Raw genomic sequence first — 12,019 nt, forward strand, 5'->3', positions numbered from 1 at the left:
ACGCTGTCGATCTTCAGTGGTCTACTTGGCGCTGCGAGCCAGGGAGACCAACCGACATGACCACGCCGAAGTACGAACGGGTGGCTTCCGCCATCCGAGCCCAGATTCGCTCAGGCGAGCTACGACCCGGTGACCAGCTGCCGACGACGCAAGGGCTCATCGAGCACTACGGCGTGTCGTACGGCTCGGTCAGGACGGCTCTGCTGATCCTCAAGGCCGAAGGTCTGATCGAAGGCCGCCAAGGCGAAGGTGTCTTCGTGCGGGAACAGTCGGATCGGTGACGTAACCGGCCGCCGGGGCAGCGGGAAGTCGTTCCTGGCCGGCAGGCTCTGCCGATGCCGGTCGCCGCCAGAATCCCCCGCGAGTTGAGGTTCGCCCCGTTCTCCGGCAGCCGAGCGGTGGCTGCTGGCCTGATCACCTGGCGGATGCTCCGCGGCCCTGCCTGGCAACGGCTGCTTCCCGACGTCTACGTGGAGGCAGCGTCGTACGACCCCGACGACCACCGGATGTGGTGCGAGGCGGTCGCGGTGAAACTGCCGATCGGCGGGGCGATCAGCGGGCTGAGCGCCGCGTACCTCTGCGGTGTCGACCTGCTTCCCCGCCGCAGCCCGGTGCACGTCACCCTGCCCCGATCGACTCGACCGAAACCCAACCGACAAATCGCGGTCACCTACGCCACGCTCGCTCCGACCGACGTCACGACGTTGTTCAACGACATACCGATGACCACCGAGGTGCGCACCGCGTTTGATCTGGGCAGGCTGCTGCCCCGCGCCGACGCACTCGCCGCACTCGACGCCATGTTGCACCGGCGCCTGCTGAGCCGCGAGGCCCTCACCCGCTACCTCGACACCAAAGCGGGTGCGCGCCTCGTTGCTCAACTGCGCGGACTCGTCGCGCTCGCCGAGCCGCTGGCCGAGTCGCCGATGGAGTCACGGCTCCGGCTCCTACTGCACGACGCCGGCCTGCCTCGCCCGACCCCACAGTACGAGGTGCGCCTTCCGCCGCCGGGGGTGGCGTCGTCGGCAGCGCGCCCCGGATCGCGAGGCCGCTTCATCGCCCGCGTCGACCTTGCTTACCCGCAGTGGCGGATCGCCATCGAATACGAGGGTGACCACCACCGGGAACGCATGACCCTCCGCCGGGACGTGACTCGCTACAACGCGCTGCAGGCGGCCGGCTGGTTGGTGGTGCGCTGCACGGCCGACGAGGTGCTCCGACAAAAAGAACAGCTCGCTCATAGTGTCCGCCGGGCGATCGCCGGACGGTCGCCGACCACAGCTGACGCCAAGATCATGTGAGCGCTATGGACGTCTCAGGGTCGCCGAGACGTCCATAGCGCTCACATGATCTTGCAGAGCGTGGACCCGACCTCGCCCAGACAACGGACAAGAGAAGCAGAAGCTCCGAAGAGCGCAGTAGGCGCAAGCAGCGGGAGGGGTTTTATAGGGACATTTCGGGACGGTACGCCGAACGTTGAGACAAGACTCACCAGTTTCCCCGTGGCCGGGGGGACGGCCGATAACATCCAAGTTGTCGGACAGCGCCGTCCTTCGTACTCGCGTGAGGAGTGCCCAGTGACTGAGCTGTCCGCAAACCCGATGCCCGACGCCCAGCAACTCGCCGCCACCCAACCCGCAAACGCCCAGCAACCCGGCGCCACCCAGGCCGGCAGCACGCAGGCCGGCACCGATGCTGCTGGCAGCGGTCAGGATCATGACGGGCCGGACGCGGCGCTGCGGGCCGACATCCGCCGGCTCGGCACCCTTCTCGGCCAAACGCTGGCCCGGCAGGAGGGCCAGCCGCTGCTCGACCTGGTCGAGGAAATCCGTACCCAGGTACGGAGCGACGCCGAGGCGGCCGCGGCCCGGCTCGCCGCGATGGACGTGACGACGGGTACGAAGCTGGCCCGCGCCTTCTCCACCTACTTCCACCTGGCGAACATCACCGAGCAGGTGCACCGCGCCCGGGACCTGCGCCGCCGCCGGGCCACCGAGGGTGGCTGGCTGGACAAGGCCGCGACCTTGATCTCCGCTCGCGGAGTGTCGGCCGACGAGATCGCCGCCGCCGCCCGCCGGCTCGCGGTACGCCCGGTGTTCACCGCGCATCCGACCGAGGCGGCCCGCCGGTCGATCCTGTCGAAGCTGCGGGCGGTCGCCGACGAGCTCGACGTGGAGATGTCCGAGGCGGTGCTGTACGGGGCCAGCGAACACGCCTCGTCGAGCAGCCGGCGCCTGGCCGAGCTGCTGGATCTGCTCTGGCAGACCGACGAGTTGCGGCTGGACCGCCCGGACCCGACCGACGAGGCCCGTAACGCCGTCTACTACCTGCGTGACCTGTACGCCGACGCCGCCCCGCAGGTACTCGACGACCTCGCCGACACGCTGCGCAGATTGGGCGTTGAAACCTCACCGACGTCACGGCCGTTGACCTTCGGCAGCTGGATCGGCGGCGACCGGGACGGTAACCCGTACGTCACCCCGGCGGTGACCCGGGACGTGTTGATGATCCAGCACGAGCACGGCATCCAGGCCACCGACGAGGCGATGGACGCGCTGATCAACGAGGTGTCGGTGTCCCGGCGGCTGCGCGGCGTCTCGCTGGACCTGTCGGCCAGCCTGGCCAAGGACCTGGACGCGTTGCCCGAGGTGGCGCCCCGGTTCCGGCGTACCAACGCGGAGGAGCCGTACCGGCTGAAGGCCCGGTGCGTGAAGGCGAAGCTGGCGAACACCCGGCTGCGGCTCAACCGGGGCACCGCGCACGTGCCGGGCCGTGACTACCGCGGCTCCGACGAGCTGCTGTCCGATCTGGAGCTGATGCGGGCGTCGCTGGCCCGCAACTCGGGTCAGCTGACCGCGGTCGGCAAACTGGCGTCTGCGATCCGCACGGTGTCGGCGTTCGGTCTGCACCTGGCGACGCTGGACGTACGCGAACACGCCGAGGCTCACCACGCGGTGCTGGCCCAGATGTACGCCCGGGTCGGCGAAGTGACCGACTACAACTCGTTGTCGCGGGCCGAGCGGACAAAGCTGCTGGCCGACGAGCTGACCGGCCGGCGACCGCTGTCCAGCATGGACGTTCCGTTGACCGAGTCGGCGCGCAAGACGTTCAACGTGTTCGGCACGATCCGCGAGGCGCAGCAGCGGTTCGGCCCGGAGGTCGTCGAGTCGTACATCATCTCGATGACGTTGGGCACCGACGACGTGCTGGCCGCTGCGGTGCTGGCCCGCGAAGCCGGCCTGGTCGACGTGCACAACGGGCTGGCCCGGGTCGGCTTCGTGCCGCTGCTGGAGACCCCGGCCGAGCTGGACTCCGGTGGCGACCTGCTGGACGAGCTGTTGTCGCTGCCGGCGTACCGGGCGATCGTGGCCGCGCGCGGCGAGGTGCAGGAGGTGATGCTGGGCTACTCCGACTCCAACAAGGAGGCCGGCATCACCACCAGTCAGTGGAAGATCCACCGGGCGCAGCGGGCACTGCGGGATGTGGCGGCCCGGCACGGCGTACGGCTGCGGTTGTTCCACGGTCGCGGCGGCACCGTCGGCCGGGGCGGCGGGCCGACGCACGAGGCGATCCTGGCCCAGCCGTACGGCACCCTGGACGGCTCGATCAAGGTGACCGAGCAGGGCGAGGTGATCTCCGACAAGTACACGATCCCCGCCCTGGCCCGGGAGAATCTTGAGTTGACGGTCGCGGCGGTGCTGCAGGCGACGCTGCTGCACACCGAGCCGCGCCAGCCGCTGGAGTTGCTGGAGAACTGGGACGCGGCGATGGACGTGGTCTCCGACTCGGCGTTCCGCTGCTACCGCTCGCTGGTCGAGGACCCGGACCTGCCGGCGTACTTCTGGGCGGCGACCCCGACCGAACTGCTGGGCGCGCTCAACATCGGCTCCCGGCCGGCGAAGCGGCCGAACACCGGCGCCGGGCTGGGTGGGCTGCGGGCCATCCCGTGGGTGTTCGGCTGGACCCAGTCGCGGCAGATCGTGCCCGGCTGGTTCGGGGTCGGCTCCGGGCTGGCCGCCGCCCGCGAGGCCGGTCTGTCCGACGTGCTGGGCGAGATGTTCGGGCAGTGGCACTTCTTCCGCACGTTCCTGTCGAACGTCGAGATGATGCTGACCAAGACCGACCTGAGCATCGCGCGGCGTTACGTGGAGACGCTGGTGCCGGGTCCGCTGCAGCCGATCTTCGACAAGATCACCGAGGAGTACGAACGCACGGTACGCGAGGTGCTGGCGATCACCGGCTCGTCGAGTCTGCTGCAGAACAACAACGTGCTGCAGCGCACCCTCGCGGTCCGGGACACCTACCTGGAGCCGCTGCACCACCTGCAGGTGGCGTTGCTGCGGCAGTACCGCGACTCGGGGGCGGCGACGCGGACGGTGGCGACCGCGCCGGGTGCCCGGCGGGCGCCGAGCGACAACACCGCGCTGGAGCGGGCCCTGCTGACCACGGTCAACGGCATCGCCGCCGGCATGCGCAACACCGGCTGACACCTGAGCCGGCGCACCGCAGACGTGGTGGGCTGGCGCACGGCAGACGCGGCCGGGCCGGCCGACCAGCGGGGAGACTGGTCGGCCGGCCCGGGCACCCCCGATGCGAGCCGCTCGGTGCGGTCGGGTTCAGCTGGTTTCGCCGGCCACGCTGAACGAACGGAGCCGGTCGATGGCGAGCAGGGTGAACAGCACCGCGATCACTGCGGTCATGATCACCGATACGGTGACCGACACCTGGCCGTCGAACAGTGTCGTGGCGGCCATCCGGTCGGCGAAGGTGACCACGTACTGCTGGACGGAGAGCACCTGGGTGCCGGAGACGATGTTGCCCAGCAGCCCTTCCCAGATCAGCACGTAGACCAGGCCGAGCAGCACCGGACGGCGGGTGACCAGGCTCAGCGCCACGAACAGCGCCGAGTACGCCAGCGCTCCGGCGGCGCTCGCGGCGGCCAGGGCCAGGCCGAGGCGCACCGATTCGGCGAGCACCCCGGCGACGTACAGCGGCACCGCGACGGTCAGCGTGGTGACACCGAACGCGACGACGAGCTTCGGCAGCACGATCTGCCAGCGCGGCAGCGGCTTGCTGAGTACGTGCACGATGGTGCCGTCGTCGATCTCCGAACCGAGCACCCCGGTGCCGACGATCAACGCCACCACCGGCAGCACCACGGCCAGGCCGAGCGCGATCAGGACCGGCTGGGCCCAGTTACCCGGCGCGACACCGAGCCACCGGCACAGGACGGCGAGGGCGATCACCAGCACCGGCAGCGGCAGCAGGAGCAGGAACCGGCGGCGGCCGAACAGCCCACGCGCGGTGATCCACATGACGGTCGAGTTCACGGCTCTCAGGCCTCCACGAGGTAGGAGAAGACGCTCTCCAGGGATTCGTCCGACGGCAGCAGGCGGTGCACCCGGATCCCTTCGGTCAGCGCGATCCGGGGCAGGGCGCGGGTGAAGCTGCCGTAGTCACCGGCCCGTACGGTGATCCCACCGCCCTTGGGCAGGTCGACGCCGGTGACCGAGTCGTGGCGCAGCAGTGCCACCGCCAGGGCCCGGTCGTCGCTGGACTGTACGGCGAACACGTGCGGCCGGTTGGTCATCAGCCGCCGGATGCTGCGGAAGTCGCCGGAGGCGGCCAGCCGGCCGGCGACCATCACCTGGACGGTGCCGGAAACCTGCTCGACCTCCTCCAGGATGTGCGAGCTGAACAGGATGGTCCGGCCGGCGTCGCCGAGTGAGTGCAGCAGCGTCATCATGTGCATCCGCTGGCGCGGGTCCATGCCGTTGAACGGCTCGTCGAGCAGCAGCACCGTCGGGTCGTGCACCAGCGCGGCGGCGACCCGGGTGCGCTGGCGCATCCCCTTGGAGTAGGTGCCAATCCGCCGGTCCTGCGCCGGAGTCATCTCGACCAGCTCGATCGCCCGCCGGGCGGCGGCCGCGGGGTCGGCCAGCTTGTGCAGCCGGGCGCTGGCCAGCACGAACTCGTACGCGGTGAGGAAGCCGTGCACCGCCTCCCGTTCGCTGACCAGCCCGAGTTTGCGGTAGACGCCCGGGTTGCGCCAGGTCGGTTCGCCGTCGACGGTGACGGTGCCCCGCGATGGCGGCAGGAAGCCGGCCATCATGTGCAGCAGCGTGGTCTTGCCGGCACCGTTCGGGCCGAGCAGGCCGGTGACCCCGGCACCGAGGGCCATGCTGACATCGTTGACCGCGACGACGTTGCCGTACCAGCGGGACACCCCGGCGAGCTCGATCGCGGCGGGGCGGCCGGCGGGGCCGGTAGCGGCGGTGGCGCCGGTCGCGGCGGGCGTGGCCGGGGGCGTGGCGGCCGGGCTGGAGGTCGAGGTTGAGGTGGTCATCGACGGGCCGCCTTCCGGTAGCGGGCGATCAGGGCGGCGATGCAGCCGGCGATCAGGACGAGGGTGACCAGCCCGTACAGCGGGCCGAAGCCGCCGAGGTCCTGACCGGTGCCGGCCTCGGTCACCAGGGCGTCCCGGAACAGCCAGATCCCGGTGCCCTGCACCAGGCTGGACGGGGCGGCCAGCCCGGCGAGCTGGTTGGCGGTGACCGACGGCAGCACCGACAGCACGCCGACGATCGGGGTGGTCATCAGGAAGACGGCGACCACGCCGCCGGCGGCGAACGCCCGTTTGCCGGTCACCGAGGCGATGACCAGGCCGATCGCGCTGAACACGCCCGCCCAGAGCACGGCGTACGCCAGGCCCGGCGCGAGGTCGGTGACCTCGTCCCACACCCCCGACCAGCCGGCGTCGGTGGTGAACGCGCCGCCGAGGAACATCACCAGCTGCGGCGCGCCGAGCAGCATGAACACGGCAGTGGCCAGTGCGGCGAACTTGGCCAGCGGGTAGTCGACGAGCCGCAGCGGCCGGGAGAAGTACAGCGGCAGTACACCGCTGCCGAGGTCGCGGGAGACCAGTTCGGGGGCGACCACCGCGACGAAGAAGATCACCAGCCAGCTCATCGTGTCGGCGAACTGCGCGTAGCTGAGCAGCACCTGGCCGATCTGGGCGCGGACGGCCACCAGGCCGGCGGCGGCGACGACCACCACCCCGACGATGAACCAGGGAAAGATCTTGGCCTTGGCGCTGCGGCCGAGGCCGAAGGCGGTACGCAGACTGTGCGCGTAGAGCGCGCCGACGACGTGCCGGCGACCGAGCCGGGCTCCGGTGTAGCGCTGGTATCCGATGTCGTGGATGACGCCGCCCGGCGCAGCGGTCGAGGTGCTGCCCGCAGCGGCCAGGCCGGCCGACGTCGGCCCGCTGCCACGGGCGGCGGTGAGCTGGTCAGACGTTGACACGGGAGTCCTCCGTGGTGGCGAAGAGTTCGGCGACCCGGTGCCGGCGCTGGTCGAGCCGGTGCAGCGGCAGGTCGAGTTCGACGACCGCGGTGAGAATCCGGTCGTACGCGTCGGAGCCGGTCTCGGCGGGCACCAGCAGCAGCTGGCCCTCCCGGCTGACCGGCAGGTCGGCCGCGGCCAGCCGGGCGGCCAGCGCCTCGGTGCCCTCGCTGACCTCGATCGCCAGCACGTCGCTGGCGGTGGTCATGTCGGACAGTTGGGCGGAGCGCAGCAGCCGACCGCCGTCGATGGCGATCAGCGAGTCGCAGATCCGCTCCACCTCGCCGAGCAGGTGCGAACAGACCAGCACCGAGATGCCGAACTCGGTGCCGATCCGGTGCACCAGGGCCAGCATGGCGTCGCGGCCGGCCGGGTCCAGGCCGTTTGTCGGCTCGTCCAGCAGCAGCAGATCCGGGTCGTGCACCAGCGCCTGGGCCAGTTTGACCCGCTGCTTCATGCCCGTGGAGTAGCCGCCGATCTGCCGGTAGCGCTCCTCGTAGAGCCCGACGTGGCGCAGCGCCTCGGAAGCCCGTTCCCGGGCCGCCGCGCGCGGCAGGCCGCTGATCCGCCCCAGGTGGGTGACGAACTCTGCGGCGCTGAGGTCCGGTGGCAGGCAGTCGTTCTCCGGCATGTAGCCGACCCGGGCACGGACCGCGTCGGCGTCGGTGGCGGGGTTCAGCCCAAGTACGCGGGCCTTTCCACTGGTCGGCGCGAGCAGGCCGAGCAGGATCTTGATCAGGGTCGACTTGCCGGCACCGTTGGCCCCGACGAGGCCGACGATGCCGGGCTGGACCTCGACGGTCAGGTCGGCCAGGGCCGTCACCCGCCCGCCGTACGTCTTGGTCAGCGCATCGGTCGCGATGAGAGTCACCCGGCCAGCGTATGGACTGCCGGCACGTCGTGGGATGGGGTTTCCCCCTGGAGGTTCCCTGAGGAGCACCCACGCCCTGCCATTAGGGGTGACACCACGAGCCCGAAGCCAAGCGTTGCTCTGGTTCGGCCCCGGGCGAGCCGTCGACATCCCGCGATGATGGTCGACATCCCGCGATGGTGGCAGAACTCGCCGTGCCAGTCTCGACCGACGGCCGGACGGCTGCGAAACTGTGAGTTCGATCCATTTGGGGGGTGTGATGACCGACGGCTGGGTGCTGCCTGACGACGTGCTACGGGACGCGCCGGCGTACACGCCGCGGCCGTTCGAGCTGGCCGACCTTGAGCTGATCCTGTCCGAGGCGTACGCCCCGCTGACCGGCTTCCACACCCGGGCCGATCTTGCCTCGCTGCGTAGTCGCGGCCGGCTGGCCGACGGCACCGCGTGGCCGGTGCCGGTCACCCTGGAGGTGCCGGCCGGCCTGGTCGCCGGGCTCGATCTGACGAATCCGCTGCTGCGGGTCCTGGTGCTCACCGACCCGGAGGGCGCGCCGGTGGCCGCGCTGGAGGTCACCGACGCCTGGCCGAGCCGGGAGGGCTTCTCAGCGGTCGGCGGCCGGGTGCGCCAGCTCGGCGACGGCACCGGCGGGCCGTTCCAACGGCTACGGCGCAGCCCGGCGGAGGTACGCGCGCTGCTGCCCCCGGGACGGGTGCTCGGGGTCATCGCCGACCGCCCGTTGCACCGACCGCAGTTGGCCCAGATCGCGCACGCCGCCCGTACCCTCGCCGCGCATCTGCTGATCCTGATCCCGGTCGCTGACGGCGGGGTCAGCGGGCTGCCGCCGGAGGTGCTGGTCCGCAGTGTCTTCGCGGCCCGGGACCGGATGCCACCGGCGACGCTGGTCGCGGTGCCGTTGACCCGGCGCGGTGACGAGATCCGGGACGCGCTGCTGCGGGCCCGGGTGGCCGCCGCGTACGGCGTCACCCATCTGCTGTCCACCGGCGAGATGCTCTCCGGCGGCGGCCCACGGGTGCTGGTGCCCCGGGAGTTGGCCTACGACAACCGGGACGGTCAGTGGCGCTGGCGCGACGACATCCCGCCGCGCAACCGGCGGCTGGCGCTCGACCAGGAGGAGATCGACGACCTGCTGGACCGGGGTTTTCCGTTGCCGGAGTGGCACACCCCGCCGGCGGTGGCCCGCGAGCTGGCCCGGGCCCGTCCGCCGCGCCGGCACCGTGGCCTGGTGGTGTTCTTCACCGGGCTGTCCGGCTCCGGCAAGTCGACCATCGCCCGGGGGGTGGCGGACGCGCTGCGGGAGAGCGGCGACCGGACCGTCACGCTGCTCGACGGGGACGTGGTACGCCGGGAGCTCTCCGCCGGGTTGACGTTCTCCAAGACGGACCGGGACCGTAACGTCCGTCGGATCGGCTGGGTCGCGTCCGAGGTCGGTCGGCACCACGGGGTGGCGATCTGCTGCCCGATCGCACCGTACGCCCAGGCCCGGGCGGTGGCCCGGCAGATGGCGAACGACGCCGGAGCCGGTTTCCTGCTGGTCTGGGTGGCGACCCCGTTGGAGGTCTGCGAGAGCCGTGACCGCAAGGGGTTGTACGCCAAGGCGCGGGCCGGCCAGCTGACCGGGATGACCGGGATCGACGATCCGTACGAGGAGCCGACTGATGCCGACCTGGTGCTGAACACCAGTGAGATGAGCATCGAGCAGGGCGTGCAGACGGTGCTGCAACACCTCACCGAAACGGGTTGGGTGGAGCCGCGACTGAAGTCGGCCTGACCCACGACATCCTCCTTTGTCGCCTTTTCTGCAGATGACGGCAAGTCAGCCGAGAGGCCACGCTTGTCCGGGTAGCGGCAGCGTTATCCGATAGATAGCGTTTTACGCTGCTCAGGCAGGACAGCCGCCCAGGCAGGACAGGAGAGGCGACATGCCGTTACGCAGTCGGATTCCCGAGCCGCTACGTCGGATCGTGCCCACCCGGTCCTGGTCGTACGGGCGGTGGACGGCCCCGAACCGGGTGCTGCCGTCGTTCCTGATCTGCGGCGGGCACCGGTGCGGGACGGCCGGGCTGCACCGGATGCTGGCCGCTCATCCGCTGGTGCTGCGGGCGGCCCGGCGCGACGGGGTGAGCTTCTTCGACACCTCGTACGAGCGCGGCATCGACTGGTACCGGGGGCACTTCCCCCGCCAGCGCGCCGCCCGCCGGTTGCAACGACGCCACGGCGGCACCGCCAGCGCCTTCGAGACCAGCACCTACTACCTCTACCACCCGTACGCCGCACTGCGGATCGCCCGGGACCTGCCGGACGTGCGGCTTCTGGTACTGGTCCGCGATCCGGTGGACCGCGCCTGGTCGCACTTCCGGGTGGAACGGCTGGCCGGGCACGAGCCGGAGCCGTCGTTCGCTCGGGCGCTGGCGCTGGAGTCCGCGCGGCTACGCGGGCAGGAGGAACGCCTCGGCGTAGAGGCCGGGTACCGCAGCTTCGCCCACCAGCACCACGCGTACCGCCAGCGCGGCGAGTACGCCACCTACCTGGACCGGTTGGCCGGCCAGGTGGGTCGGGAGCGGATCTGCCTGGTGGAGGCCGAACGGCTGTGGACCACACCGGCCAGGGTGTACGGCGAGGTGCTGGACTTTCTCGGCCTGCCGAGGCTGGACGAGGTGCCGTGGCTGCCGCGGCCGACGGACTCGCCGGCCGTGGTCGACGGAGCACCCGGCGCACCGTCCGACGGTCTGCCGGTCGAGCCGCCCGGTGCCCGTACCCGTCGGGAGCTGGCCGACCACTACGCCCCGCACGACGCACGGCTCACCGACTGGCTCGGCCGTCCGCCGGTCTGGCGCAGCGCGGTGGCGGAAGCGTTCCGCTGACCCGGCTTCACCCAGCCATGAGCTCGTCGCCTACCCGGCCGGGGAGGCACTTCCGTTCGGCCGCACCTGCGCGATAGTGTTCGCATCTGTTGGATTGAGTGCGAGCCGGCGGAGGCAGGACGTGGTGCTGATGCTCGCGCCGCAGCGCCAGGCGGCGATCCTGGACCGGGTCCGGGCCGCCGGCGGAGTACGGGTCACCGACCTGGCCGTCGAGTTCGGCGTCTCGGACATGACGATCCGCCGGGACCTGGACGTCCTCGCCGACCGTGGGCTGCTGGCCAAGGTCCACGGCGGGGCCACCCTGGTCGATCCCGGGGCCACCGACGAGCCCGGGTTCGTGGCGAAGTCCGCCCGGCAGCAGGCCGAGAAGGCGGCGATCGCCGCGCGCGCCGCCGACCTGGTCGTCGCCGGCGGGGCGGTGGCGTTGTCGGCCGGCACCACCACGGTGGAGCTCGCCCGCCGGCTGGTCGACGTCCCCGGGCTGACGGTGGTGACCAACTCGATCCCGGTGGCCGACGTGTTCTACCGCGACGGTCGGGGCGACCGGACGGTGATCCTCACCGGTGGGGTGCGTACCCCCTCGGACGCGCTGGTCGGTCCGGTGGCCGTGACCGCCCTTCGCGACCTGCACGTGGACCTGCTCTTCCTCGGTGTGCACGGGATGAGCGAACGGGCCGGATACACCACCCCGAACCTTATGGAGTCCGACACCAACCGGGCGTTGATCATGGCGGCGGCCCGCCTGGTGGTGCTGGCCGACCACACCAAGTGGGACGTCGTGGGCATCTCCTCGATGGCGGAGCTGGCCGCGGCCCAGGTGGTGGTCAGCGACCCCGGACTACCCCCGCCGGCCCGCGACGTGCTGGCCGGACACGGCGTCGAGCTGTCGATCGCCGACCCACACCGATAGGAACTCAGCGCC

Annotated in this window: 10 protein-coding genes; 6 read left to right on the top strand and 4 right to left on the bottom strand. The window is 71.2% G+C overall.

The features are described 5' to 3' along the window. Positions 1–56 precede the first annotated feature (56 nt). From O7610_RS17455 to ppc, 3 genes are all read left to right on the top strand, one after another. Entirely contained in the window at positions 57–281 is a 225-nt protein-coding gene (locus tag O7610_RS17455; RefSeq protein ID WP_278173860.1) for a winged helix-turn-helix domain-containing protein, read from the top strand. Positions 282–335: 54 nt separating this feature from the next. Beyond that, a complete protein-coding gene (locus O7610_RS17460) occupies positions 336–1,301 on the top strand; it encodes an endonuclease domain-containing protein (protein ID WP_289211366.1) in 966 nt (321 codons plus the stop codon). A gap of 276 nt (positions 1,302–1,577) precedes the next feature. Beyond that, the gene (gene ppc / locus O7610_RS17465) at positions 1,578–4,487 is read left to right on the top strand and encodes a phosphoenolpyruvate carboxylase (RefSeq protein WP_281551795.1); all 2,910 of its coding nucleotides are present in this window, start codon (positions 1,578–1,580) and stop codon (positions 4,485–4,487) included. Between the two features lie 129 nt (positions 4,488–4,616). On the opposite strand, the gene O7610_RS17470 is transcribed toward ppc, so the two are convergent. From O7610_RS17470 to O7610_RS17485, 4 genes are read right to left on the bottom strand one after another with little or no spacing between them, the layout of a single operon-like run. Beyond that, complete coding sequence (locus O7610_RS17470) at positions 4,617–5,315, bottom strand: ABC transporter permease subunit (RefSeq protein ID WP_123606025.1); 699 nt, start codon at positions 5,313–5,315, stop codon at positions 4,617–4,619. A 20-nt stretch (positions 5,316–5,335) separates the two neighbouring features. After that, a complete protein-coding gene (locus tag O7610_RS17475; RefSeq protein ID WP_281551796.1) occupies positions 5,336–6,346 on the bottom strand; it encodes an ABC transporter ATP-binding protein in 1,011 nt (336 codons plus the stop codon). Next, complete coding sequence (locus O7610_RS17480; protein ID WP_281555717.1) at positions 6,343–7,248, bottom strand: ABC transporter permease; 906 nt, start codon at positions 7,246–7,248, stop codon at positions 6,343–6,345. The genes O7610_RS17475 and O7610_RS17480 overlap by 4 nt, the downstream gene beginning before the upstream one ends. A gap of 43 nt (positions 7,249–7,291) precedes the next feature. Further along, complete coding sequence (locus O7610_RS17485) at positions 7,292–8,215, bottom strand: ABC transporter ATP-binding protein (protein ID WP_281551797.1); 924 nt, start codon at positions 8,213–8,215, stop codon at positions 7,292–7,294. Positions 8,216–8,474: 259 nt separating this feature from the next. On the opposite strand from O7610_RS17485, the gene cysC reads away from it, so the two are divergent. The 3 genes from cysC to O7610_RS17500 all read left to right on the top strand — a co-directional run bounded on the left by cysC (position 8,475) and on the right by O7610_RS17500 (position 12,007). Continuing rightward, entirely contained in the window at positions 8,475–10,004 is a 1,530-nt protein-coding gene (cysC, locus tag O7610_RS17490) for an adenylyl-sulfate kinase (protein WP_281551798.1), read from the top strand. A 151-nt stretch (positions 10,005–10,155) separates the two neighbouring features. Continuing rightward, positions 10,156–11,097: a sulfotransferase domain-containing protein gene (locus O7610_RS17495; RefSeq protein WP_281551799.1), complete on the top strand. Its 942-nt coding sequence runs from the start codon at positions 10,156–10,158 to the stop codon at positions 11,095–11,097. Positions 11,098–11,227: 130 nt separating this feature from the next. Next, positions 11,228–12,007: a DeoR/GlpR family DNA-binding transcription regulator gene (locus O7610_RS17500; protein WP_281555718.1), complete on the top strand. Its 780-nt coding sequence runs from the start codon at positions 11,228–11,230 to the stop codon at positions 12,005–12,007. The last annotated feature ends 12 nt before the right edge of the window (positions 12,008–12,019 follow it).

This window comes from Solwaraspora sp. WMMA2065, assembly GCF_030345075.1.
Classification (GTDB): Bacteria; Actinomycetota; Actinomycetes; order Mycobacteriales; family Micromonosporaceae; genus Micromonospora_E.